Annotated in this window: 27 protein-coding genes and 1 pseudogene; 3 read left to right on the top strand and 25 right to left on the bottom strand. The window is 39.5% G+C overall.

Annotated elements, in window-relative coordinates; genetic code table 11:
* Window positions 1–2: 2 nt before the first annotated feature.
* From PHC29_02770 to PHC29_02740, 7 genes are all read right to left on the bottom strand, one after another.
* Complete coding sequence (locus PHC29_02770) at window positions 3–827, bottom strand: AAA family ATPase (GenBank protein ID MDD5108415.1); 825 nt, start codon at window positions 825–827, stop codon at window positions 3–5.
* The gene (locus tag PHC29_02765; GenBank protein ID MDD5108414.1) at window positions 828–1058 is read right to left on the bottom strand and encodes a MerR family transcriptional regulator; all 231 of its coding nucleotides are present in this window, start codon (window positions 1056–1058) and stop codon (window positions 828–830) included.
* Window positions 1059–1395: 337 nt separating this feature from the next.
* The gene (locus tag PHC29_02760; GenBank protein MDD5108413.1) at window positions 1396–1911 is read right to left on the bottom strand and encodes a PadR family transcriptional regulator; all 516 of its coding nucleotides are present in this window, start codon (window positions 1909–1911) and stop codon (window positions 1396–1398) included.
* Entirely contained in the window at window positions 1908–2855 is a 948-nt protein-coding gene (locus PHC29_02755; protein ID MDD5108412.1) for an acetyl-CoA carboxylase carboxyltransferase subunit alpha, read from the bottom strand. Before PHC29_02755 ends, PHC29_02760 begins: the two co-directional genes overlap by 4 nt.
* Window positions 2856–2860: 5 nt before the next feature.
* On the bottom strand, window positions 2861–3670 hold the full coding sequence (locus PHC29_02750; GenBank protein ID MDD5108411.1) for a L,D-transpeptidase family protein: 810 nt from the start codon (window positions 3668–3670) through the stop codon (window positions 2861–2863).
* 55 nt (window positions 3671–3725) lie between these two features.
* A complete protein-coding gene (locus tag PHC29_02745; GenBank protein ID MDD5108410.1) occupies window positions 3726–4178 on the bottom strand; it encodes a divergent PAP2 family protein in 453 nt (150 codons plus the stop codon).
* Window positions 4178–4756: a hypothetical protein gene (locus PHC29_02740; protein MDD5108409.1), complete on the bottom strand. Its 579-nt coding sequence runs from the start codon at window positions 4754–4756 to the stop codon at window positions 4178–4180. Before PHC29_02740 ends, PHC29_02745 begins: the two co-directional genes overlap by 1 nt.
* A gap of 163 nt (window positions 4757–4919) precedes the next feature.
* Between PHC29_02740 and PHC29_02735 the strand changes: the two genes are divergently transcribed.
* Window positions 4920–6449 (top strand): YifB family Mg chelatase-like AAA ATPase, encoded by a 1530-nt coding sequence (locus tag PHC29_02735; GenBank protein MDD5108408.1) that lies wholly within the window; start codon window positions 4920–4922, stop codon window positions 6447–6449.
* A 149-nt stretch (window positions 6450–6598) separates the two neighbouring features.
* Window positions 6599–7087: a transposase gene (locus tag PHC29_02730; protein MDD5108407.1), complete on the top strand. Its 489-nt coding sequence runs from the start codon at window positions 6599–6601 to the stop codon at window positions 7085–7087.
* 65 nt (window positions 7088–7152) lie between these two features.
* Here the strand turns inward: PHC29_02730 and PHC29_02725 are convergent, their stop codons facing one another.
* Both PHC29_02725 and folE read right to left on the bottom strand, forming a co-directional pair.
* Window positions 7153–8196 (bottom strand): PKD domain-containing protein, encoded by a 1044-nt coding sequence (locus tag PHC29_02725; GenBank protein MDD5108406.1) that lies wholly within the window; start codon window positions 8194–8196, stop codon window positions 7153–7155.
* 133 nt (window positions 8197–8329) lie between these two features.
* A complete protein-coding gene (gene folE, locus PHC29_02720; GenBank protein MDD5108405.1) occupies window positions 8330–8887 on the bottom strand; it encodes a GTP cyclohydrolase I FolE in 558 nt (185 codons plus the stop codon).
* A 151-nt stretch (window positions 8888–9038) separates the two neighbouring features.
* On the opposite strand from folE, the gene PHC29_02715 reads away from it, so the two are divergent.
* Window positions 9039–9425, top strand: coding sequence for a response regulator (locus tag PHC29_02715; GenBank protein ID MDD5108404.1), 387 nt, complete (start codon window positions 9039–9041; stop codon window positions 9423–9425).
* 10 nt (window positions 9426–9435) lie between these two features.
* Here the strand turns inward: PHC29_02715 and mnmE are convergent, their stop codons facing one another.
* The 16 genes and pseudogenes from mnmE to metG all read right to left on the bottom strand — a co-directional run bounded on the left by mnmE (window position 9436) and on the right by metG (window position 26261).
* Window positions 9436–10818 (bottom strand): tRNA uridine-5-carboxymethylaminomethyl(34) synthesis GTPase MnmE, encoded by a 1383-nt coding sequence (gene mnmE, locus PHC29_02710; protein MDD5108403.1) that lies wholly within the window; start codon window positions 10816–10818, stop codon window positions 9436–9438.
* Complete coding sequence (locus PHC29_02705; protein MDD5108402.1) at window positions 10805–12238, bottom strand: bifunctional folylpolyglutamate synthase/dihydrofolate synthase; 1434 nt, start codon at window positions 12236–12238, stop codon at window positions 10805–10807. The genes mnmE and PHC29_02705 overlap by 14 nt, the downstream gene beginning before the upstream one ends.
* Window positions 12239–12366: 128 nt before the next feature.
* Entirely contained in the window at window positions 12367–13923 is a 1557-nt protein-coding gene (purH, locus tag PHC29_02700; protein MDD5108401.1) for a bifunctional phosphoribosylaminoimidazolecarboxamide formyltransferase/IMP cyclohydrolase, read from the bottom strand.
* 96 nt (window positions 13924–14019) lie between these two features.
* Window positions 14020–14721: a DUF933 domain-containing protein gene (locus PHC29_02695; GenBank protein ID MDD5108400.1), complete on the bottom strand. Its 702-nt coding sequence runs from the start codon at window positions 14719–14721 to the stop codon at window positions 14020–14022.
* Window positions 14722–14906: 185 nt separating this feature from the next.
* Window positions 14907–16094 (bottom strand): lysine 2,3-aminomutase, encoded by a 1188-nt coding sequence (gene ablA / locus PHC29_02690; GenBank protein ID MDD5108399.1) that lies wholly within the window; start codon window positions 16092–16094, stop codon window positions 14907–14909.
* On the bottom strand, window positions 16091–17092 hold the full coding sequence (locus PHC29_02685; protein ID MDD5108398.1) for an ATP-grasp domain-containing protein: 1002 nt from the start codon (window positions 17090–17092) through the stop codon (window positions 16091–16093). Before PHC29_02685 ends, ablA begins: the two co-directional genes overlap by 4 nt.
* Complete coding sequence (locus PHC29_02680) at window positions 17093–18082, bottom strand: ATP-grasp domain-containing protein (protein ID MDD5108397.1); 990 nt, start codon at window positions 18080–18082, stop codon at window positions 17093–17095. It lies immediately after the preceding gene.
* A 159-nt stretch (window positions 18083–18241) separates the two neighbouring features.
* Entirely contained in the window at window positions 18242–18898 is a 657-nt protein-coding gene (locus tag PHC29_02675; protein ID MDD5108396.1) for an HAD family phosphatase, read from the bottom strand.
* Between the two features lie 174 nt (window positions 18899–19072).
* Window positions 19073–20062 (bottom strand): PAC2 family protein, encoded by a 990-nt coding sequence (locus PHC29_02670; protein MDD5108395.1) that lies wholly within the window; start codon window positions 20060–20062, stop codon window positions 19073–19075.
* Between the two features lie 66 nt (window positions 20063–20128).
* Entirely contained in the window at window positions 20129–21274 is a 1146-nt protein-coding gene (locus PHC29_02665) for a M20 family metallopeptidase (protein ID MDD5108394.1), read from the bottom strand.
* The gene (locus PHC29_02660; GenBank protein ID MDD5108393.1) at window positions 21246–21884 is read right to left on the bottom strand and encodes an endonuclease III domain-containing protein; all 639 of its coding nucleotides are present in this window, start codon (window positions 21882–21884) and stop codon (window positions 21246–21248) included. Before PHC29_02660 ends, PHC29_02665 begins: the two co-directional genes overlap by 29 nt.
* Complete coding sequence (locus tag PHC29_02655; protein ID MDD5108392.1) at window positions 21881–23818, bottom strand: PilZ domain-containing protein; 1938 nt, start codon at window positions 23816–23818, stop codon at window positions 21881–21883. Before PHC29_02655 ends, PHC29_02660 begins: the two co-directional genes overlap by 4 nt.
* 144 nt (window positions 23819–23962) lie before the next feature.
* Window positions 23963–24553: a 3'-5' exonuclease gene (locus tag PHC29_02650; protein ID MDD5108391.1), complete on the bottom strand. Its 591-nt coding sequence runs from the start codon at window positions 24551–24553 to the stop codon at window positions 23963–23965.
* Entirely contained in the window at window positions 24546–25442 is an 897-nt protein-coding gene (locus tag PHC29_02645) for a phosphatidylglycerol lysyltransferase domain-containing protein (GenBank protein ID MDD5108390.1), read from the bottom strand. Before PHC29_02645 ends, PHC29_02650 begins: the two co-directional genes overlap by 8 nt.
* The gene (locus tag PHC29_02640) at window positions 25429–25935 is read right to left on the bottom strand and encodes a YkgJ family cysteine cluster protein (protein MDD5108389.1); all 507 of its coding nucleotides are present in this window, start codon (window positions 25933–25935) and stop codon (window positions 25429–25431) included. The genes PHC29_02645 and PHC29_02640 overlap by 14 nt, the downstream gene beginning before the upstream one ends.
* Window positions 25935–26261: pseudogene (metG, locus tag PHC29_02635) on the bottom strand (methionine--tRNA ligase subunit beta). Before metG ends, PHC29_02640 begins: the two are co-directional and overlap by 1 nt.
* Between the last annotated feature and the right edge of the window lie 9 nt (window positions 26262–26270).

The following is a 26270-nucleotide window of genomic DNA, read 5'->3' as shown; positions in this document are numbered from 1 at the left end:
AATTACACCGCATTCCTTGCAATCAAGTCACGGATCAACGCTCCATCGATAACCGTTTTATTACTCGTGATCAAATTCCTTAATGCATTGTGGCAAATAAGATTTATCCTGCGCGGATAACCCTGGCTATAACGCTGGATTTCGCTAACTGCTTCATCCGTAAAGAGTTTTAACTCTGAATTAAATCCTGAATGCTTAAGCCGAAAACCTATCAAATCCCGCGTTTCATACTCATCCAGAGGATTAATCACATATTTAAGCACTATACGGTCAAAAAAATTCTTTATCTCTTTAATCCTAGGCAGAAGCTCCAGCTGTGAAAAAAGAACTAACTGCAGTAATTTGAATTCATTTGTTTCATAATTTAGCAAGACCCGTAAAATTTCCAGTGATTCGGCATTCAATTTCTGCGCCTCATCCACAACCAAAACAATAGTCTTATTCTCTTCAACCCCTTTCTGAAAAAGATGCTTCTTAATAGCTTCTTTATAATCCAAAATACTTGAGTCCTTTTGAATCTGGTCCTGGATATTAAATGTACGCACCAATGATTCAAGAAAAAGGTCCTCACTTTGGGCAGTCGGATCCATAATCATATAAAAAAGTATATCGGGGCGTTCTTTAAGCATCTGGAAAAGCTTGCGTGATAAAGTAGTCTTGCCAACACCCACATCACCCAGAATAACGCTTAAGCCGCGGCGCAGCCGAATTTCAACCAAAAGACGCATCAATGCCGCCTTATGTTCATTAGCCTCGTAAAAGAACTCCGGGTCGGGGCTGTTGGAAAACGGCTCTTTTTTTAAGCCTAAAGCGGCATAGTAACTCATTTAACCCTTTCTTAATAAATCACAGATAAGTTTCAAAGAATAGCCTTGGCTCTTTAAACTGGTGACTTTCTTAAGACAGGCGCTCACTTGTCGGGAATTATAAAGGCGGTTATTCGCATTCCTTTTTTTGACCATCAGAAGCCCAAGGTTTGTATAATAGTTTATTGTTTGATAGGAGATATTGTGAATCTTGCTTATCTCAGCCGGCGAGATCAATGTTTTAGCCATCATTATTCCCTCCACTAAAAGAATTTTTAAATTTATCTGCTTTTAAATATAGCATATTATAGTAAATACTATATTGTATATCAAATGATATAAAAAATAATACCTCTTGTCAAGCACTATTTTACTTTTTTTATGAATTTTACCGACGGGGATTTATGATAACTGGTAATTTGTGGTGGATAAAAATTGGGGAATTAAAAATAAATTTTTAATTGTTCTAACTATAGTATTTTCAACATATTTTAAGCCTGATAAAATAACAGGAAGGCAAAACTGTTTCCTCTTTAACCTGGAAACAGTTTCCAGGTTAATCGGGAAAGGGGGTTAATATGAGTATTTTTTATATTTTCTTAAGAAGGCAGCTAAGAAATAGCGATTCGGCGCGCAATAAACAAAGGTTGTGTTCCATGATCCGGGTAAGCGCTAAAGAGTCTTTTAATGGCCTGGAACCAAGCATTTTTTCTATACCACTTGATATTTTACCTAAAATTTCCAGCCTTTTCTTTAATCTACGGCGGGCAAGTGCGGGCTTTAAAAAGTCAAGAAAGTATAAACTCAAATCAAGGGTAAACTGCGGCCGGGTAAAATCTAGAAGGTTCTTATTAAGCAGCATCTCAAAACGCTTTTTACCATTATCGGTAAGGCCATAGACAAAACGTCTTGGCCTTGAACCTGTTTTATCGGCTTGTTTTCTAAGCAGGCCTTTTTTTTCTAGGATTCTTAAAGGATAGTATATTGATTTTAGCTGGACACCAGCAAAAGAGGAGAGAATTTCCCGTGCTTTGACTTTAATCTCATAACCGTGCTTTGGACTCTGACGCAACAGGCCTAATAGGATCAGTTCCTGTTCAATCATCCGACAACACCCATCGACCTAAACTTCTTGTACCTTAATTTGAGCAATTCTTCTTTTTCCAAAGGCGCTAATTCTTTAAAATTCCTTAGAATTGCTTCTTTTATATTCAAAGCGGTTTTTTGCGCATCGCGGTGGGCGCCGCCTAAAGGCTCAGGGATTACTTCATCAATAACGCCCATCTTTAAAAGATCGCTTCCTGTAAGTTTTAGGACCTGCGCTGCTTGAGGAGCCTTTGATCCGTCTTTCCAAAGAATTGCCGCGCAACCTTCCGGAGAGATAACCGAATAATATGAATTCTCTAAAACCGCCACCCGATCCGCTACCCCAACGCCAAGAGCCCCACCTGAACCACCTTCCCCAATTACAATCGCCATAATTGGAGTGCTGATACAAACCATCTCCCGCAAATTAAGCGCAATCGCATGTGATTGCCCCCTTTCCTCGGCTCCAATCCCCGGATATGCCCCGGGCGTATCAATAAAAATTACTATCGGTAAATTAAACTCCTGGGCCATTTGCATTACGCGCAAAGCCTTACGATAACCTTCAGGATGCGCACAACCAAAATTTCGTTTTAAATTTTCTTTTGTATCGCGGCCTTTCTGATGGCCGATAACCATAACTTTTTTTCCATCAAGCTTGGCTAAACCGCAAACCATCGCCTTATCATCGCTAAAGAGCCTATCACCATGCAGCTCCACAAAATCCGTCATAATCATATTGATATAATCTAAAGTGTAAGGCCGCAGGGGATGTCGGGCAAGCTGTACTTTTTGCCAGGCGCTAAGATTAGTATAGGTATCTTTTTTTAAATGCCCTAACTTCTCTTGAAGCTTTTTGATCTCCAAAGACAAATCAATCTTCTTCTCAGACATAAAAGACTCAAGCTCCTGAATCTTTTTCTCTAATTCTGAAATAGGTTTTTCAAAATCTAATCCGGCCATAGTGATTAATCGATTATTGTAACTTCGGTTCCAACAGGAATAATGCTATAGAGCTCTTCAACATCAGAATTGTTCAGCCGTACGCATCCTTGTGTCACCTGCTTGCCAAGCTCTTTAGGCTCAGTGGTTCCATGAATACCATAACCTGCCAAGTCAAATCCCATCCAACGCGTGCCCAATACATTCTCCGGGCTTTGCGCCGGTACTATTGCACCGGCCCTAAACCAGGTAGGATTAGCTAGCTTATTGACAATTTTAAATGTGCCAACCGGTGAACAGTTATTTTTACCAGTAGATACAATATATGTTTTAAATATTTCCTCATCGCTTTTAAACAAAAGTATATTCTGGGATTTATTGACTAAGATACTAAAAGGCGCATTCCAAACCTTGATTTTGCGGCCCGGAATAATAAGTGAACCGCTAATATTATTGCTTTTCATAATCAATTCAGTGGTAGTTTTATATAGGCGCGCAATCTTATCCAGGGTATCACCGGGTTTTATCTGATAGGATATGCTCTTGGGAGTAATGGTAGGTGAAAATAATAATTTAATATTTATCTCTTCAGCTTTCCTCTGCAAATCCGCTACATTCGGGGATTCCGGAAAATCATTAACCAGCTTTTGATATAATAATTTGGCTTCAAGCAGGCTACCTTTGGCCTCAAGTTGGCGCGCCTGGTTCAACAGATTACGTACGCTTGAACTACCGATAAAAGAGGTTTTGTTATTTACCCTCTTTAACCCTAAAACAACAAGGGCACCGATTACACCTACTATTGCTATAATTATGATTAAATATTTTTTATTCAACTTGAGCCCCCCTTATTTTAAGTAGCGGGCGCTTAAACGTCCACTGCTTGTATTTTTATCTTGAATAGGATACCAAAGCAATAACAATACCTAAAAGCATCCCCATAATTACTTCAACCGGAGTGTGCCCGATAAGTTCACGCAAGCGCAATTCTTGGATCTTGCCCTGCCAATATATATCGTCCATAATCTTATTTAAAATACCCGCCTGTTTACCGGTGGAACGACGGACACCTTGGGCATCAAACATCACCACGATGGCGAAAGCAAAAGCAAGAGCAAAATAAACGCTATCAAACCCACATGCCATCCCTACGCTGATTCCTAAACATGAGGCACCTGCAGCATGCGCAGAAGGCATACCTCCACTTCCGATAAATAAGCGAAAATCAAACCTTTTCTTGCGGAAAACCCCAATAGCCACCTTAATCGTCTGGGCAATCAACCAGGCTGAAATAGTAGTCATCAGGATCTTATTACTATATATCTGCGCGAAAAAATCTTTCATTATTCTTTGGTTTGGGCAGGAACAACTTCTATCTTAACCTTTTCTAAAGCAGTTGAGCGGCCATCTTTAAGCAAAAACCCCTGGTTACCTCCAGTTAACAAACCGAGAGCTTTACGATCCTTAGTTTTTAATTCTTGAATACCCTTTTTTAACTCAAGCAAAGAACTCCATTTTAATTTTAACCGCTCATTTTCTAAATTAACACGCTTACGCTCCTCAATAAGCGCTCGATTTTCGGCTTTTAATATAGAAAACTTAATATTTAACCCTTCAAGATTATTTTTGGTGGCGGTATTATCATGAAAAAGGCGCGTAATCCTGTTTTTACTTGCCCTTAAATAATTCTTGAAGTTTTTGTTTTTTTGCGCCAACTGATCTTTAAGCTCTTTCTCTTTCCCCAGCTCTTGCAATAGGTTTTGTCTCTCTTGCGCTAGCGCGCTAATCTGGTCTTGGGCTTGCGCCAGGCTATCTTGAAGAGCATACCTTGCCTTAAATTCACTCATATACTTAACCATGCTAAAAACAGCAACAGACAGCAATAAGATAAGCGCAATGTTCTTAGCTATATCCTTACTCATAAGTGTATATTATATAATTCTGCACTTAAAAAGCAAGCTATTTTCTACCGAAAATCAAGGGGACGGTTCTCTTAAAAAAGAGAACCGTCCCCTTGATTTTAAATGGAATTTTAAGTTAGATTACCGGATTTCTCGCGTCTATTGCTTTAGAAAGGAGCACAAAATGATCTCAAAAACTTATAGTTTTGGCCTTCTGGGCCTAGAGGCCTATCCAGTTGAAATAGAAATCGATGTTACCAAAGGGTTACCCCAAGTAACCTTGGTTGGCCTGGCAGATACGGCAATTAAGGAAAGTAAAGAAAGGGTGCGCTCGGCAATCAAAAATTCAGGATTTCAGTGGCCGGCACAGAGAATAACAGTGAATCTGGCTCCATCCAATATTAAAAAAGAGGGAGCTTGTTTTGACCTGGCAATTGCCTTAGGGATACTGGCGGCAACCGGACAAATTAACGGCAACCTTCTTAAAGATTACTCCTTTCTGGGAGAATTATCGCTTGATGGACAGCTAAGGCCGGTGCATGGAGTCTTAGCCATAAGCTTAAACATGGCAAACTTTCCTGTAAAAAATCTTATCCTTCCTGAAGAAAATGCCAAAGAGGCAGGAATCGTCCCGGAAATATCTGTCTGGCCACTAAAGAGCCTAAATGAAGTTGTGCAATTTTTAGCAGACTCAACTTTTAGAGCGCCTTTTAAATTAGAAATTGGGAAGATCTTAAAAGACAAAACGGATTACAGCGTAGATTTTTCTGAAGTCAAAGGCCAATATTTTGCTAAAAGAGCTATGGAAGTAGCTGTATCAGGAGGGCATAACATTATCTTGCTTGGGCCGCCTGGTAGCGGTAAAACTATGCTTGTAAAAAGAATTCCTACAATCATGCCCAGCCTTTCGTTACAAGAAGCTCTTGAAATAACCAAAATCCATTCAATAGCAGGCACATTACTAAACAAAGATGGTTTCATCGGAACCCGGCCATTACGCTCTCCGCATCATAGTATTTCAGATATCGCTTTAATCGGGGGAGGCAGTATACCTAAACCAGGAGAAATAAGCCTGTCTCATTTTGGCGTTTTATTCCTAGATGAACTACCGGAATTTAGCCGCAATGCCCTTGAAGCATTGAGACAACCGCTAGAAGACAATTTAATTTGTATAAGCCGGATAAAGAGAACATTGATTTTTCCCGCCTGCTTTATTTTAGCTGCAGCCCTCAACCCCTGTCCTTGTGGGAATTATTTTAGTCCGGAAAAAACGTGCCGGTGTAATCCGGGAAAAATCAGAAATTATTTAGGTAAGATTTCCGGGCCCCTGCTTGACCGAATCGATATTCATATAGAAGTTCCGCAAGTAAAATTCCGTGAATTATTCGAAACAAAAGATGCCGAATCTTCACAAATGATAAGGCAACGCGTAGAAAATGCGTGCGCGATTCAACGGGAAAGATTCAAATCGGCGGGGATATTCTGTAATGCCCAAATGCAGGGAAAATTAATCAAAGAATACTGTCTTTTGGATAAGGCAGCGCAAGAATTAATCCGCATGGCTATGTCAGAATTAACTTTATCGGCAAGAGGTTATGACAAAATTCTTAAAGTCGCCCGGACCATAGCAGACCTTGATCAGAAAGAAATCATCTGCCAAGAGCATATTGCAGAAGCAGTCCAATACAGAAGTCTAGATAAATTATTAAATTAAAACCATAACCGAAACCAGAAATCTTGGTGACTGTCACCTTTGCCATGCAGATGTAAATAAGGAGTACATATTTTTTAAGCTTGCGTGTATAGAAAAAGATATTAACAACTGTAGGGGACGTTTAAACGTCCCCTACCCTGTGGATAACTATGAGTAATATAAAGAGGTTCTACGAAGAAAATGCGACTTATTTTTTAACTACTGTGACAAAAAACAGGTTCGAAATATTCAATAATCCCAAAAACTGTAAAATATTACTTGTTACAATAGAATATTTCAAACTTATACTCGATTATAAATTATATGGTTTTTGTATTATGCCAGATCATCTACATTTAATTATCCACCCATTAGGAAAATACAGTTTTTCCTACATTATGAAAATGTTAAAAGGAAGCTTAGCAAACAAACTAAATAAAATAAATGATAGAAAAGGAAAAATCTGGCAAAAAGGATTTTATGACGAATGTATTTTTGACTCTTACGAGTTAGTTAAAAAATTAGAATATATACATAATAATCCCGTAAAAGCTAATTACGTTACCTCTCCTGAAGAATATCCTTACTCCAGCTACAATCATTATTTTAAAACTGATTATTCTCCAAATCCTATCATTGAAATCGATAAACTTGATTAGTTATCCACAGCCGTAGGTACCATTTAAATATCCCCTACTCTGTGGATAACTTTTAGGTTTTTGGTTTAGGGGGTGGAGACTGCGATTGTTGCGGTGGAGCTGGAGGTGGCGCCTGATACATCCTTAACCGTAAGGGTTACAGTAAAATTACGAGCACCAAAGGTTGTACTCCAATAAGTATTCTCAGGATTTTTTTTGGTTGATGTATCGCCATCGCCAAAGTCCCAAAGATAAGAAACGATTCTACTCGACTTAGAGTATGATTTCTGCCCGGAAAATTTTACCGTAAGAGGCGAATACCCCTTCATGGGCTTGGCAATAATTACTGCAACCGGAGGCTCTGGAGCCGGTTTAATTAACGGCGCTTGCTCAACAGGCTTGATCTCTACTGGCATCGCCGCGGGTGTTGCAGGCGCAGGCTCAGTAACTGGTGAAGTGGCTTGTACAGCCGTAAGTGCTGCCTCCGCCTTAGGCGTAATTACCTGAGTAGCTTCCAAAGTCCCTGTTTTAGCTACGCCTTCTTGAGCAGCCGGCAATACCGGAGCCTGTTGCAAAGGTTGTTGAACAGGCGGCAAAGCTGGCGGTTGCGGTTTTGGCACTACAGGCGCAGTTACAGCAGCGCCCTGAGAAGAAGATTCTTTGCTCAAATCCTCAACAATATAGGCAGCAAGTTTTTCTTGTAAACTATTTATGCGGGACTTTTCCAATGCCTCTGCTTCTTCGTCAAGCTTGTCCGATCTTTCTTTATACTTAGGGTCATGATTATATTTGTAATCTGCCACGGCAATAAACGGCCAACGCAAAACCCCCCAAAAGAGATCCACAAGCATCGAAGGCGGATCCCAGAAAAATTCTCTCAAGCGCGATTCTATTTGCCCTGTTTTTATATAATAATATTCAACCGTAGACCTGCGGCGCTTAAAACGCTCTTTAGCCAAAGCTAAATCCGGTAAGGATTTTTCTTTTCCAACAGTATATTCTAAAATAGGCTTATCATCGTAACTAACCACGTAACCAGAGCTAGGGGAAGAATCGGGTTTCTGAAATTTATAAGTAGCGCAGCCGGATAAAATAAACGCAAGAAATAATAAAATCACAATTTTTTTCAAAGCTAATCCCCCTTATTGTGTCATTGCGAGGAGCGACAGCGACGAAGCAATCTAAAAGAGATTGCTTCCCCTTCGCTTCGCTCAGGGTCGCAATGACACCAAACTGTTGCCTTACTTGATAGTTTACCTCTTCTTATTGCCGCATCAAAGCAAGCGCTTCAGAACGAGTCTTCTCATTCTCCTTAAAGATCCCGCGCACTGCACTAGTTACTGTCATCGTTCCGGGTTTTCTTACCCCGCGCATAGACATACAAAGATGCTCCGCCTCGATAACCACCATTACTCCTAACGGTTTTAACTTACTCATTACAATCTCAGCAATCTGCGTAGTTAATCTTTCCTGCACTTGTGGCCGGCGCGCTAAAATATCCACTACCCTGGCAAGTTTACTTAACCCGGTCACTCTTCCGTTCTTGGGGATATACGCAATATTTGCCCTGCCAAGAAAAGGCAGGAGATGATGTTCACAGACAGAATACAATGGTATGCCGCGTAAAAGAATAATCTCATGGTGTTTCTGGTCCAGAATAACTTCCAGCTCTTTCTCCGGGTCCTGTTTGATACCTGAAAATATCTCTTCATACATTTGGGCAACCCGGCGTGGTGTCTCCAAAAGATCCTTCCTTTTTGGATTTTCGCCAATTGCTTCAAGAATCTGACGCACTGCTTTTTCGATCTTTTCCGTATTCATATATCCTCTAATAAATAAGTTGAGAACCTATTATCTAATGAAAACTATCTTTCTGCAATAAGTTTTTCTTTGACTATTGCCCTAAATATAACTATACTATTAATTAAAGGTTGAATAGTCATAAACGAAAGTTTTATTGCTAGAAACCAAAATGTCAAAAAAGCGGATTTTTGTTGTCGATGACCAGGAAGAAATATTATCCCTTCTGAACGACTCCCTATCCGAATGTGGTTTTGAAGTACTAACCTGCAAAGAGCCTAAAAAAGTCTTAAGTTCAATTAAATCATTCAAACCCGACCTTATATTGCTTGATCTGCTTATGCCGGATCTGGGAGGATTCGAAATCTGCGAGATTTTGAATAACGAGCCGGAAACCCACGGCATTCCCATAATCATTATCTCCGGTTTTGGCGACTTAGTTGATATAAAAAAGGCCTACAAATTAGGCGCGGTAGGTTATTTCGTCAAGCCGTTTTCCCTGGCCAACTTATGCAGAGAAATATCCAAAGTTATCGCTAATAAAGAAAGTTTGTTTTAACCGTAAGATGTTATTTGCCGATACAAAAATCAGTAAAAATCCTGTCTAAAAGATCCTCTGAAAAACTTTTACCCAATATTCTATCTAAATAAACACAGGCATCCTTGAGGCTCTGCGCGACGAATTCAAGTGGCAGCTTATTTTTTAAACCAACCTTGGCCTCAGAGATAAGTTTCCTGGTGTCTTTGAGCGCATGGATATGCCTTAAATTACTTACCAGCATTGACTCCGGGGTAAATACTTTTCCTTTATAAACAAACTCGCTAATTGCATCCTCTAAGGAACTGATATTTTTTGCATTCTTTGCGCAAAGTTTAACTACTTTAGGAAATGCTTTGCTAATTTGATCTTTTTCGATACGCTGACTCAGGTCAATTTTATTGATTACCGCAATGACATTTTTATTTTTTATTTCCCTGATTAATTTCCGGTCCTGCTCAATAAGCCGGTGGCTTGCGTCAAATAAAATAATTATCAGATCAGCTAATAAAATATGCTCTCTTGAACGAGAGACAGCTTTTTTCTCAATTAGATCGCGGGGCTTGAGAATTCCTGCAGTATCGACAATTTTTACCGGTATACCTTTTATATCAAGCATCTCCTCGATTGTATCACGCGTTGTGCCGGCAACAGCAGTCACAATAGAACGCTCTTTTTTAAGCAGGGCATTTAGAAGAGAAGATTTACCCACATTTGGTTTACCGCAAATAACCACGTGAATACCTTCACGCAATACTCTGCCGCAGTAAGATTCATCTAATAATTTATTTAATTCAATATCGATAGCCTTAAGGGCTCTGGATAACTCGGGCATATCATGTTTCTGGATATCCTCCTCAGGAAAATCGATACTTGCTTCCAGAGAAACTAAAACATCCAATAGATCCTTGCGGATTTTGTTTATTTTCTTTGATAGGCCTCCGCTTAATTGCCCTAGGCTCACTTTAAGCGCCGAATCAGTTTTTGCCTGAATAATATCCATGACTGCTTCTGCCTGAGCCAAATCGATTCTTCCATTTAAAAAAGCCCGCTTAGTAAACTCTCCGGGGCTAGCTAATCTTGCCCCGTTGCTTAGAATCAAATCCAGGACTTTACGTAGAGCCAAAACTCCACCATGGCAATTTATTTCGACAACATCCTGGCGCGTATAAGACTTAGGCTTACGCATAACCGTAAGGATAGCCTCATCAACAAATCTGGCGCCGTCGCATATTTTACCGTAATGCATAGTATAACTGTTAAAATCCAGAACCTTACCTTTGCCAGCAGGAATAAAAATCTTATTTGCAATAGACAGGGCCCGCTGCCCACTTAGGCGCACAATACCAATACCTCCTTGGCCCTGGGCAGTTGAAATTGCAGCAATTGTGTCTTCTAAATTATCTTTGAACATCCCTATACTCCCCAACCACAAATAATGAGCCGGTTACTAAAATTAAATCCCTTTTATGCGCTAAGTTCTTAGCTAAGAGTTTAGCCTCTTTTACGCTTTGGGTCAAATATACTTTTCTTTTGAAATATCCGGATAATTGCACAGGGTCAAGTGCGCGAGTTGTGGCTGCGCGAGTAAGAATAATCTGATCAGCCAAAGGACCAAGTGTTTTACAAATTCCTAGGATGTCTTTATCATCAGATATTCCTAAAACCAGAATGAGTTTTTTATATTTTCCTCCCCTAGCGGAAAAATTTTTTCTTATCGCTGACTTCAAAGCTTCTGCCGAAGCCAAATTCTGTGCCCCATCCAAAACAACCAAAGGATTCTCACTTAACACCTCGCATCTACCCGGCCAGATTGTATTATTGAGTCCCAAACGTATTACTTGGTTACCGATATCAAAACCGTAAAATCTCAAAGCCTCAACCAAACCCACAGCTACAGAAGCATTGGCCATTTGATGATCACCTAAGAGCCGCAGACGCAGATCTTTATAGTCTCTGCGCAGGCCATGAATCATAAAACCATTTTTATTCTTAGAATATTTTATCTGCTTGCCCACCTCATAAAGCTTAGCCTGAAACCTTTTGCATCTATTGCTAATAACTTTTGCAGCTTCTTTATCCTGGGGAGCAGAAATTACAATCGCACCTTTATTTTTTATAATCCCTGCTTTTTCACCAGCAATTTGCGTAATAGTAGAGCCTAATTTCTGCACATGTTCAAAACTAATCGGGGTAATCCCGCAAACCAAGGAAGTCGCAGCATTAGTGGCATCAAGTGAGCCACCCATGCCGGTTTCTAAAACAGCGAAATCAACATTCCTGCGCTTAAAATACAAAAAGGCTAAAGACGTGTAAACCTCAAAAAAAGTAAGCGCTCCGTATTTTGATTGGCGATTGTATTTATTAATTACTGGCTTTAATTCGCTAACCAAGGCGGATAATTCCTTTTGTGATATCATCCCCTCGAAATCACGAATCATACCTTGTGTCATTGCGAGCCCGACATTGATTCGGTGGCGGACGAAGCAATCTCGTTTCTTAGATTGCTTCGCCGCTAACACTCCTGGAAATGACACGCCTACAGGAGTCAAAATTCTAATCCTCTCCCGGAAATCAATCAGATGAGGAGAAGTATAAAGACCAACACGAAAACCTGCTTGTTTAAGAATATAGGCAACAAAAGCGCAAGTTGACCCCTTACCCTTTGTCCCGGCGATATGAATCACGCGTAAAGATTCCTGGGGGTTACCTATTAAGGATAAAAAATCCTTTACACGCTTGAGTTTCAACGCTTCTTTATAAGAATAGTTTGTATTTTTTTCGTAGTTAACGAAGGAATTCAGGTATTTAAAAACTTCGGCTGGAGAAAACATAAGTCATCTTTTATAAATCAGGGGGCGGTTATATTTTTCTGTCATCCCCGCGGAAGCGGGGATCTAATTTTAGATTCCCACTTTCGTGGGAATGACATAGAGTAAAAACAGAACCGTCCCCTTCGTTTCTAATGCTTAAAATGCCTTATGCCTGTGGTAACCATGGCAATCTTATATTTATCGCAGGCAGCGATAATTTCTTTATCGGCAATAGAGCCACCAGGCTGAATGATTGCCCTTGCCCCTGCTTTATGCGCCCAGGTTATGGCATCCGGCTTAGGGAAAAATGCATCGGAAGCCAAACAGCAGTTTTTACTGAGCTTACCGGATTTATTTTTTGCAATCATTACTGAATCCACGCGGGACATCTGTCCTGCGCCAATTCCAACAGTTTTATAACCACAGGTTAAAACTATAGCATTAGATTTAACATGCTTGGCAACCTTAAATCCAAAAATTAAACTTTGTATCTGCGCCTTGCTTGGTTTTTTCTTAGTCACTACCTTAAGGCCATTTTCATTTAAAGTTAAAAGGTCCTTGCCCTGTAAAAGCATGCCGCCGCTTACGCGCTTAAACTCCAGCTCATCAATCGGGCTTAGATCTTTTAACTCAAGCAAGCGTAAATTTTTCTTATCTTTAAATAAATCTAGCGCCTGCCTATCAAAAGCAGGAGCAATAATGCATTCTAGAAAACCGCTTTTAATTATTACCTTTGCGGTTTTTAAATCTAATCTTCGGTTTAACGCCACAATACCGCCAAATGCCGAAAGTTTATCTGTATTCCAGGCGTTTAAAAATGCTTTGCTTAGCTCCTTATCGACCGAAACACCGCAGGGATTATTATGTTTAACGATAACCGCGGCCGGCCCTTGAAATTCCTTAAGCAATTCAACCGCAGAATTAAGATCCAGGATGTTGTTAAAAGAAAGTCCCTTGCCTTGCAGTTGCTTTAAATTAATCAAACCGTAAGATTTAGGTTTTTCTTTATAAAAAGCCGCTTTTTGATGCGGATTTTCTCCATAACGTAAATCTTGTATTTTTTCAAAACTTAAAACCAGCTCATCGGGAAAAACTGATACTTGTTTTTGAAATTGATTATAATTACTTAAATAATTATAAATTGCCGCATCATACTTACTGGTATGCCCATAAACTTCAATACCTAGCTGGCGCATTAAATCTTGCGAAAGAGCACCATTATTCTTTTTTAAGTCGGCGATTACCTGTGGATAACGATTGGGGTTAGAGATCACCGCTACAGACTGATAATTCTTTGCAGCTGAACGTAACATGGCCGGCCCGCCGATATCTATATTTTCGATGGCCTCTTCAATGCTCACATCTGGCTTCTGAATAGTTTTTTCAAAAGGATACAGATTAACTACGACCATATCAATAAGCCCAATATTATGCTCATTTAAAATTTCCATATGTTTAGGGTTATCACGCTTAGCAAGCAGCCCCGCATGAATTTTAGGATGCAGTGTTTTTACTCTGCCGTCGAGTATTTCAGGAAACCCCGTATATGCAGAAACTTCCGTCACGGTAATATTATTTTCCCGCAAAAGCTTAGCCGTGCCACTAGATGAAATAATCTCTACGCCAAGTTTATTTAACTCCTTAGCGAATTCTACAATACCGGTTTTATCCGATAAGCTGATAAGCGCTCTTTTAATTTTAATCATTTGAGAGTTGTGTCATTGCGAGTCCGCCGAAGGCGGACGAAGCAATCTTAAATAGTAGGATTGCTTCGTCGCTTCGCTCCTGGTAATGACACAGAATTACTTATTAAACCTAAAATTAACCAAATCCCCATCCTGCATAATATATTCTTTTTGCTCAAGACGCATTTTGCCGGCCTGTTTGGCGCCGGTTTCTCCGCCACAAGAAATAAAATCCGCAAAACTTATGATTTCAGCGCGAATAAAACCCTGTTGTATATCAGAATGAATTGCTCCTGCGGCCATCCAGGCAGTAGTACCTTGCTTAATTAACCAGGCGCGATTTTCTTTATCTCCAACGGTAAGAAAATTGATAAACCCACTCTCAGCTAAAACACGGGCCAACAAAGTACTTATATCAACCAATTCCTCTTCTGTGATTACCACTACCGGTTTAAGCGTAAATAAGCCATATCCGGAAATAACTTCCTTTTCCTGCTCAGTTAAACCAATCGAAGAAATAAAATTCTCTTTTTCTAAAGCAGCTTTCATTCTGCTTAGAATTATTTTTTCTTTTTCCTCCGGAGATTTGCTCAAGCGGGTCTCCACAAAATCCAGATCCCCAAGAATCAAATCCATTTTGGCGTCTTTAGGGATAATTATCGCATCGGCTTCTTGGGCTGCCTCCTGACCGGCTAGCTCCACCTGAGGATAGGTTTTTTTCTTGGCCTTGACTAACTTATCTGCCTGATCAAGTTTATCATTTTTGACGTTATGTTTGCCTAAAACAACTTGTTGCAATGCAAATGCGCTTATTTTCACTCGTTACCTTCTTTCGTAGAGTTTCCCCAAAATTTTCTAAGTGTCATTGCGAGGAGGGCGAAGCCCGACGAAGCAATCTTTTATTTAGATTGCTTCGCTCGCTACGCTCGCTCGCAATGACACTTTGGGATAAGTATCATAAAATTAGGTGACGGAAAAATAGAACCGTCCCCTTTGTTTTTAGATTATTCCAGGTAGGTGTAAATCTTGCCCTTATAATTACGCAGTACATATTTACCTTTGGCCTGAGAAAGAATATAATTTGGCCCAACAGGGATCTTCCCTCCGCCGCCCGGTCCGTCGATAACATAGGTCGGAACCGCATAACCTGAGGTATGTCCGCGTAATTTCTCGATAATATTTATTCCGCTGGCCACAGGAGTGCGGAAATGCTGCGTACCCCTGACCGGATCGCACTGATAAATATAATAAGGCCTTACCCTTATCTGCAAAAGATCATGCACCAGCCGTTTCATAATAAACGGACGATCATTAATACCTTTAAGAAGCACTGATTGGCTTCCTAAAGGTATACCGCTTTCAGCAAGCATATCACAAGCATTCTTACAGCGCTTGGTAATTTCTTTAGGATGATTAAAATGAATACTCATCCAAATAGGCGAATATTTTTTGAGCATATTTACCAGGTTTTCGGTAATACGCTGTGGTAGAGTTACCGGCACACGCGTGCCTATCCTTAACAACTCGACATGGGATATAGCACGAATCTTGGAAATTAAAGATTCTAATGCTGCGTCTTCTAATGTAAGCGGGTCTCCTCCGGAAATTAATACATCCCTTATCTTACGGTTAGATTTAATATATTCTAAAGCTGTGTCAAATTTAGTCTCCGGATTTGAATCCTTCTCTTCATGATCCCCCACCAGCCGGCGGCGGGTGCAATGACGGCAATACATTGCACAATGTTCCGTAGCCAACAACAAAACCCTATCCGGATACCGATGCACTAAATGTGGGGCAGGAGAATCCCTGTCTTCTGCGCACGGATCAGCCATCTCATGCGGAGAGATAGAGAACTCATCGCCAACAGGAACAGACTGCCTTCTGATCGGGCAGTTTGGATCATCAGTATCAATTAAACTTGCCCAATAGGGGGTGATCGCCATGGCTAATCTACCTTTAGCCTTATCAAGACCCTTCTCTTCTTCGGGAGTAAGCTTAATAATCTGGCTTAATTCTTCTTTGGCGCAAATCCTGTGTTTGAGCTGCCAATGCCAATCCTCCCAATCTAATGGATTAACATCTTTAAAAAGAGAAATCTGCTGATAATCACGTGAGCGCTTCGGAGGCCGCACAATAGCTGGCGTTTCTACTTGCACTTTTTGGTTTTCTAAACCTAACGGATTATTCAATTGAGCCTTTTCCTTTCTGAGGCGCTCATCAGTATTGCCTCAATAAGATCTTCATATTTCATCCCGGCAGCATATGCCATCATGGGAAAATTAGATTCTTTAGGATCCAGCCCCGGCAGTGGATTGATCTCCAAAACATAAGGCACATTAAATTTATCCAAACGAATATCCGTGCGTGAAATATCCAGGCAGCCTACTGCACGGTGCGTGCGCAAGGCCACATCTTTTACTTTATCTTCAATATCCTTATCCAAGCGGGCCGGGCAATGAAATTCAGGAACCAGTCCCAATTCACTATTTCCCTGAAATTCTTTCATTTTCCAGGAATAAAAATACTCTCCGCTTTTTTTACAATTAGCAAAATCGATCTCTAGAATCGGCAGCACTCTTGTTTTACCGTTCTCCAAAATACCGACGGTTAACTCTTTGCCTTCGATAAATTCCTCAACCAAAGCCTCCTGTTGATACACCTCTATACATTCCTTAATCTTCTTAAAAAGATCCTCTTTATTCTCAACTACATTAGTCTTATTTATCCCTTTTGCCGAACCTTCGCAATTAGGTTTTACAATCAATGGAAACTTTAACTGTTCATCCAACGATTCATCACCCTTTATAAAAAGCTGAAAATTAGGAGTGGGGATATTCTCTGCCTTAAGTATTTTCTTGGTCAAAGTTTTATTCAAAGCCAAAGCTAAAGAAAAAGTATCTGATCCAGTATAAGGTATGTTTAAATAATCTAACACCGCTGGCACTTCGGATTCACGAAAACGCCCATGTTTTCCTTCGGCAATATTAAATACCATATCTACGCGATTTTTTCTAAAATATGAAAACAGCGCCGGGTACTCTACGTCAATGGCCTCGACAGAATGACCTTTGGTTTTGAGCGCCGAAATAACACAATTAATCGTCTCTGCAGAATCGCACTCAGAAAAATAGTCTGCCGGCTTTAAAGGATCTTTCTTTTTTAAGTTATAGGTCAGGGCAACTTTCATTTAGCTTAACCCATTTCTTATGAGAGCGCTATTTAAAATTTTACCAATCATCTGTTCATAAGTAATCCCGATATCTTTAGCAATAAGCATAAAAACATCTTCAGTAGACAAGGACGGTAGGGGATTTATCTCCAATACATATGGATTACCTTCATTATCCACCCGAAAATCCACCCTACCAAAATCTCTACACTCTACAGAACGATAGACCTTGAGAGCTAAATCATTTAATTTTTTCTTTAACTCAGCCGAAATCTTTGCCGGGCAAATATACTCTAACCTATCGGAGGTAATCCGCGCAAAAGTATAAAATTTATCATTTAATTTTAATTTTCCGTCTATCTTTATCTGTACCACAGGCATAACTTCAGGCTCTTTATTGCCGACAATGGCTACCGTAAACTCCTGCCCTGAAATAAACTCCTCCACAAGAGCTGGCTGCTTGTAGGTTTTAGTAATAAAATCAACCTGTTTTTCAAGCTCTTCGGTATTCTCTACGCGAGAACTTTCGCTTAAACCTTTTGAAGAACCTTCAAAGCGTGGTTTTACAATCAGGGGAAATTTACAATGGTCCTGGTCAATCAAGGCATCCGCAGAACTTACTTCGAAGAATCTAGGGGTGGGTATTTTTTCCGCAATAAAAATCTTTTTGGCCATAACCTTATCCAGAGTAAGCCCTAAGGTTAAAGCATCTGCCCCTACAAAAGGGATCGCGGCCATTTCAAGTAAAATAGGAACCTGGGATTCGCGGTTTCTTCCGGTTAGGCCCTCGGAGATATTAAAAACAATATCCACTCCGAGATTATCAATCTTCTCTAATAAATTATTGGCATTGCCTATCTTTTTTACTTTGAAACCGTTAGCGGCTATAGCATCGGCAATGACATTGATTGTCGAAGAAGAGTCAAACTCCGCATTGGCATCAAGCGGGTCACCTTCTTTAAATTTATAATCGGTTTTTAAATCGTAGGTTAATCCGACGGTTTTCATAATAAAAAAGGCTCATGTTTGGTTTCGTTTTTCATGAGCCTCTTAAGAATCATCCAATTTTTTCCAACTTAGTTTGTAAACCTCCGAAAAATTATGCAAAATATTGTATCTATGTTATTTTTTTACCACAATATTTCGGTGTTGTCAAGTAAATTCTATTTAAAAATAAGGATTTGAATTTTTATTTTTATCGTCGATAAAAACTATTCCCGCAGCTTGAATATCGTTAACTAATTGCTCAAGGTTTGTGAAAACAGACCCCCTTAACCCTAGAGCTTTGGCGCTCTCCACTAAATCAGCTCTATCATCGGTATAAAATATTTCCTGCGGGTTAACTTTGAGTTTACGGACAACCGAATTATAAATTTCCTTATCAGGCTTAATTAACCCCAGCTCAAAAGATAGAAAAATTTCATCAAAAACCCCGAACACTGGAAAATTTTTCTTTACATATTCATAGTGCAGGGCATTTATATTGGAAAGCAGGGCTGTTTTATACCTTGCGCGCAAAGAGTTTACCAGCTTGAAAATTGAACGATTCTTGGGGCTTAAATAAAATATATCATTCCATATCGGAATAAATGATTCATAACTAAGTTTCAAATCCAGCATCTCTTTAACCCGAAGATAGAAATTTTCCGGGGAAATCTTTCCCGCTTCAAAGGCAATCGTTGCCTCTGACTCAAAAAAAAGATTATATATTTCTTGGGGGCTTTTAGTACAGAAGAAAGAGATTCTTTCTGCAGCCCGCTTATGATCAAAATCTACCAATACTCTGCCTAAATCGAATAAAACAACTTTTATTTGGCCCGCCATTTTTAATTCCTCATCCTCATTACGAGTTATTATCCATTCATTGCTATCTAAATTGCGTCATTCTGAGCGTAGCGAAGAATCTTATACTACGGGGATTCTTCGTCGCTTCGCTCCTCAGAATGACAAATGTAAATTTATATCTTAAAAAATAGCTTTGTTGTCGGTATTTATTAATTAATTCCCCTTATCAAGATTTTTTCTGAAAAGGTCCAGAAATTTATCTTCATATTCCTTGTAAACATTCCACTTATCTAATTCGGCCTTTAACTCATTTGCTTTGGTAATATCCAGGCGGCTTTCCTCAAAAAGCTTCTCAATCTTTTCTTTTACGGAAACTGGTAATTTAGTAAGCTGGCTCAAAGTTTTTTTGATTAACTCTACCTCATCCTCTCCTATTGGCGCGGATTGGCCGGAAGAACCTAAGTTTAGATAATCAAGCAGCTTATTGATTTCGTTCTCCATCGCTTGAGCCTGTTTTTTTAGTAGCTCTAAATTTATCTGTATATCTAAGATTTTCCCTAAGCCCTCGAGCACTGCGGCCGAAGCCTTAGGATTCTCAATCTGAATAGTATAAAGAGGAATATCTCCAAGCAAACAGAAACCTTTTAATCCTGCTTTTTTGGCTATACCTAAAAATAACCCGTTCATTCCGCTGATTTGTCCGTCTTCCAATGGGCTAAAATTATATTTCTTTAAACTTTCTTTCGTTTTTTGGTCGGTAGCCGCAAACCAAAGATGGGAATCTTGCGTATGGTCAGTTGCCTGAGGCATAGATGCAAAACTTACAACTGTTTCTACGCCTAAACTTTTGGCCAAGCCGATAATTATCTTACAGTAACTATCCGCCTTGGATAAATCCGGTTGGGCGTTACTTAAAAAAATAATCAGGTCGCCCTTTAAAGATGTCCTCTGCTTTGCAGCAGGATTTTTCCAATAATAAAACTTCCCCTGGGCAAGCGCAGGAACATCTAAAACTCCGCCGGAGATCACGCTTGCGGTTAAATAAAAAAATTCTTCCGGGGAGATACTGGCAAATTCCACTGCCTTTAACTCTTCAATCAAAAAATTGGCCGCCTTAAATGCTACCTCCCCCATACCCGGCCAGGCAACAATCAGATAAGGTTTTTTAAGACGGGGTTTTTTAGAAATAATCAATGGTTCCATTTTTTTCTCCTTCCCAGAAGGGAACACCCGCGCAATACCAATTAACGCTAGGTGTCATATTTTTGGTTAACTAAATTTATAATTTTTAAGAAATTGTACCAAAACTTTTGCGCCATTATATAAATTATTCAAATAGGCATACTCATCGGCAATATGCGCACAACCTTCTGTGCCAAATCCAGTGGCAATTGCCGGAATGTTTTTTTCTTTAAAAAAAGTTATTACCGTTGCCCCTTCCGAACCGCTTATACGCGGCTTAATATCTAAGTCTTTCATCGCTGAAACTAAACCGCTTACCAAAGGATGGTGCATATCGATATAATAGGGATTTTGAATTCCCTGAATTTCGATTTTGAAATTCTTAGTATATTTAGTAAGGGTTTTTTTTAAATTATTTAATAGTTCTTTAGCAGAGGAACCCGGGAGAAACCTGAAATCAAGTTCGAACTCACACCAGTCGCTAACTACATTTACTTTATCTCCTCCTTTTATTGTACCAACATTTATCGTAGGAAACCTTAAATATTTATTTTTAGGAAACTTCTTATGTTGTTTTTTAAGATCGACTATAATTTTAGCTGCTATATCTATGGCATTTACCCCCAACCAAGGATAAGCCCCGTGGGCTTTCTTTCCCTTAATATACACCTTAAGATGCATCAGCCCTTTTTGTGTAATTACGATCTCAAAATCATCCGCATCCAGCACAACTGCTGCATCTGCTTTTAAAATATCACGCTTAAGCAGTGGAATTAAACCTAGAGCCGAACCGCTTTCTTCATCAGCAGTTGCAGCGAAAATTAAATTATAATCAATGGCTACTTTGTCCTCGACTATGGAACTAATCGCCTCAAGCAAAGAAGCAAGATTACCTTTACAGTCCGTTGTGCCTAAACCATAAATTTTATCCCCGACGATCTTTGCGCAAAATGGGTTACTCTTCCAGCTATTGCCTGCAGGAACTGTGTCTAAGTGCGGGGTAACTAAAAGTGATTTTGTACTATTTTTTCCTTCAAGAATTGCCAAAACATTTACTCTTTTATCTTTAAATGAATATGTTTTTACTTTTAAACCTAGAACCTTTAAATACGCAACTACAAAATCAGCAATTTTGCTTTCATCTCCAGGAGGATTCTGGGAATCCAGAGAGATTAGTTTTTGAATAGTTTTTTTCAGGCGTTTTTTATTGACCATGTAGCGGGCAAATTTCACATTTAGGATTCTGCTTATGGCAGTAATCCTTGGCTAATTTTACTAAAAGAGCGTGATATTCATTAAATAGTTTTGTATCTACTTTAAGATTGCGCATAAAAATATCCTGTACTTGGGAATAATCATCTTCTTCTTTAATTAACCCGTGCCGCAAAAGTATCCTTCTGGTATAGGCATCAACAACAAATATCGGTTTATTTAAAGCATAAAGTAATATGGAATCGGCTGTTTCAGGCCCAATACCATTTACCTCAAATAATTGCTTGCGTAAAGTAATTAAATCCTGTTTGGCCATAGATTTAATTTTTGCCGCGTAGGTATCAAAGAAAAATTTTAAAAAGCTTCTGAGCCTAACCGCCTTAATATTATAATAGCCAGTGCTTTTAATCAAAACAGCAAGTTCCTTTGGCCTAAGCCGGTAAAGCTTCTGAGGATTTAATAATTTTTTTTCTTTAAGAGCTGCGATTGCTTTTTCAACATTAGACCAATTGGTGTTCTGAGTAAGAATCGCTCCGACGATTACTTCAAAAGCAGTATCGGCAGGCCACCAATGCTGCGCTCCAAAGGCTAAATTAAGCCGGCTGAATATACGGTTTAACTTCTGTTTCATTCTTTAAGTTCTAAAGGATTAAAGCCATAGTAGGCAAAAAGAGCATAGACTGTCCCCGACACCGAACCTGTATGGCTGCCTTTAGGAGTCATCCACCCATGCCCGGTATCAACATGGTCCTGGGTAGCATAAGGTAGACACCCTTGTCCTTGGCCTGAAGGAGAAGCACTAGAGATAACCATATTCCCCAGCTCGTTCAGATACATCTGCGCTTTTTCTCTATAAATAGCCGCTTTGGCTTGATCAGCGCCTTTAGAATAAAAATCCTCCATGATTTTATAAGAGACAACCATCTGGGCGGTCCACTCCGATGAAACTATGCATCCCCTGGCTAGGTGCAGCTGCGGAGCAAAATCAAATCCTTTTATTGTTACGTTCTCTCCGCCTGGTTTCAGAAAGCCAGCTTCTACGCCGCAATTCTCTTCTACGAACTCCATAATCTTATCCGGGTTCATGCCCAACTCCTGCAATTTTTGCGGCCCGATGGCAGCAATCGACCAGGCATAGGTATCTGTGGCAATAGTAGAATCTCCTTTGCCGCGCTTAACCGGTAAATCCGGCCGGTCGTAAGTGTGCGCAAGTAGCCAGTTAATCGCCTTAAGCGCTGCCTGTGTATATACTTTCTTTCCGGTAACCTTGGCTAACATATTAAAAAATGCATAAGCATCAAGATTATGTTCTGTTGAATACCATTCTACATTCGGGCCGCCGCGGATACCACCATCTGTGTCTGCATTCTGCAGGCTAATAATCGGATAGGCAATACTTTGGGCTAAATCTAGATAACTTCTATCCTTGCTTTTTTGCATATACTGCATAATGGCAATCCCCACCCACAGATTAGGCCCGCTATGCATTATAAATTCTGCGGGGCCGCCATCATCGGAATAGTAGGCATTAAGAAACCAGCCGTTTTCTCTTTTGGCATCATGAGCAAAAAAATCTAAAATCTTTTTTGCACGGTCGAAATCTTCAAAGTACGTATAGGCCTGTATAAGCAAAGCCAAATCATAAGTAAATGACCAGTTAGCGATATCCTGATCTCCTTCAAAACTTGATACCAGCCCGGTACGATTATTCTGATGCACCTTAAGCCACTGATACATCTTATCGAGTATGGCCTTCTGGAGTTGCACTTTCTTTTCGTCTAACTTAGATAATTCTTTAACCGCAAAATTTTCAGTATGCAAAGCTTCGGTTAATTTGGCTTCTAAAGCAAGCTTCTCTACGGTTAAGACGGCAACTGATTCATTAAGCTGTTTAATCCGATCCGGGTTAATTGTTTCTATCTGGGTTTTTTGCGACCCAAGAGATTTAATACGTTCTTCTAAAGACCTAAGATTTACTTGCAAATCCTGCCGCTGGGCAATAATCTTTTCTATTTTTTGTTTAGCCAAACCTGAATCTTTTAATACGCTAGCAAGCTTTTCCACTAACAGCTTATTACTGCAAGTTAAGGTAAAATTTAAATAACTATTAATACTTAAGATTAAAATAAGGAGCGCAACTATCGATAAAGATAGCGGAACAAAAAGTTTCCTAAACCAACTATAACGCATTAGCATGTTATTTTGACTTACAGGTATATGATCGTAGTTTAAACCTACCATGTATTTACGGTTACCTTCATGAGCCTCTTGGACCCAGACGATACTGGTTTGGGCGGAAATTGGTTTTTTGCTTATAGGGATATCGATCTCTAAAGATAATTTACATTTTTTCTCCTTAATCAGTTTAAACAGTTCCTGATCGATATTGTTTATAAAAAGGCAGATGCCGCCGCGGCTTATATTATTGGTAAATCCCTGCAACCAGCCAGACAAAGGGATAGCCCCATCCAATTCTTCCAGGCGAAACTGCACTGGAAAAACCGTATCCAATCGCAGATACTTGCGCTGCTCTACAGCAGGATTTGTCTTATTTTTAAATAGCATCTTCCCTCTTTTTTAAACTAAATATCACGGTTTATATTTTATAACAAATGGTAGTTAATGCAATGTGAATGTGCCAAATCCAGGCAAATCCAGGGACCGTTTCTATTTTTTGTTTAAACAAAAAATAGAAACGGTCCCTTGTTTTCAAGCTTTAGGCTGAAAAGCAAACAGATTGGAAAAATCAGTAAAATTTGTGATACCTTTTTGCCCACAGATAGTTTTAAGCTTGGTAAAAACCTCCCAGGTCATCTCCACATCGGAAAATGCCCGATGCTTTTGTGTTGTTTGCACTCCCAATTCCTTGGCCACAAACCAAAGCGCATAACGCGAAAGACGCGGCATAAGCTTCTTAGCCATAGTAAGCACATCGAAGACAACTATATTATTAATTGACGGGCAACTTAATAATTTAAGCTCATTATTTATAAAACTTAAATCAAATTCCGCGTTATATGAACAAAGGCAGCTGCCGCTAATAAAATCTAAGAAGCTGGGAATGACTACCTGCGCACCTGGAGCATCTTTTAGCATCTCAGGAGTAATCTTATTTACGGCAAAGGCTCCCGGAGAAATCTCGCGCATAGGATTAAGCAGCATATCAAATACAGCTATCCTCTCCTTACCCTTGACTCGTAAAGCAGCCAATTCAACTATACGGTCTCCCGAATCAGAGTAGAGACCAGTAGTTTCAGTGTCGAATATAGTAAGTTCTACATCGTCAATATGCTCAGGCATCTCTAGTAACAATATAAGCTGGAATTAAACGTACGGGTTTATAAGAAAGTTTTACTTTACGCAAGTTCTCTAGGCCCGAATCATCCATAATATTGATATATTTATAGCTTTTCAATTCCTGGCAGAATTGGCGGAAAATAAACTGCGCCAGGCCTTTTACCGAAAGATCGGTTATTTCATAAAGTATGCAAAATGTTTGCCGGTTTAATCGATAGCCGAAGCTAAACCCCTTGATCTTCCCCTCAACTCTTACCACTATACCCTCTAAATCCAGGTGTTTATATTCGGCAAAAGTACCCTTGATTACCTTACGATTATCCTCAAGCATCCCACAATAAATGTCATCATTAGATTGCCTACTGCGTTCTTTTAGCCAAAGATTAAATAAATTCAAACAGTCTTTTTTATCAATTAACTTCATTCTACTAAAATCAAAATCATGATGTTTAATGAAATAATTATAAGAAGCACGTTGGGATTTAAATTTATTCCCCGCTAGATGCGCTAAATCGTCGCGCAGGCAAAGATAATCCGGATATTTTTCATGGCAAAGATACCCTAGGGCCCGATAATATTCTAAATCTCTCTGCTCAATGTTTTCAATCCTTGAGATATCCTTATTTTGATTAATCTTATCCATCACGGCAAATGCCTGCCTTAAAACTTGAGGCTGCTTTTCTTTTGCCAGTGGCGCAAGATACATAAAACAACCGATTTTGTCGCTAAAAAATACACAGAGGCTGCCCTCAATTGCCGCCCATTTAATATCATAGAGGGCTCTCCAGATATAAATATTTGCAAAAGAATACGCTGATAACTCGTGGGACTCTAAAGCAAGATATTTATAAAATATTTTTTTGTCTTTTAAGGCTAATTTATTTAGTTTCATGCGGCAAGTTTAATTCGGTAATCTCCCGCACCTCTTCATAGGCCTGAATAATCTGCGGGTTATCTTTTAACATCTTGATGATTTTTGGAGAATTAAGATAGGTGGTTAGGTAAATAATATAATCTTTAGCTTCTTGGTTATTTATCTTCTCATATGCATAGGGGCAATTTAAATCAACTGTAAGCAGTACCTTGCCTTTACGTAGATTAATTAAAAATGGGTACAGCTGGCATTCAAATGGCCGCGTAGCGTAAATTTTACATTTATTGTCCGGGCTACTTAAAAACGGGCAGATAAAATCCGGGCCTTCAGGATTAGCGATAAGCTGCAGACGGCGTTTAATCGAAATCGAGGCCGCAGGAATACCTTTCTTATCCAGTAAATCCTGGATCTCTTCATCCAAAAGGCAAGGGCTCCACACAGAATCTGCATCTTTAAACCTACAACAACCCTTACATTTAAGGCAAAACTCCTGGGGGACAAATTGTTTCATCACTTTACAATACTCCCAAGTTTTAGTTTCTTATCCGGGCTAACCACTGCCAAAGTGCAATCATCTGAACCTGCCAGGATCATTCCCTGGCTTTCTACTCCGCGCAAAATCACAGGATCCAAATTATCCACTAAAACCACTTGCTTACCTATAAGATCCTCTTTAACGTAAAAAGCTTTTATACCGGCAACCACCTGCTTTTGCCTATCCCCTAAATCTAACGTCAAAATTAATAATTTATCCGCATTAGGATGATCATTAACCTCTTTTATCTGCGCTATTCTTAATTCTAATTTTCTAAAATCATCAATGGTTGCCATATTCTTCTCCTGTTT

This window comes from Candidatus Omnitrophota bacterium (assembly GCA_028712255.1).
In the GTDB taxonomy this organism is placed as follows: Bacteria; Omnitrophota; Gorgyraeia; order Gygaellales; family Profunditerraquicolaceae; genus UBA6249.
Note: the sequence above shows the minus strand (reverse complement) of the source record. Positions and strands in the feature narration are given on the sequence as shown.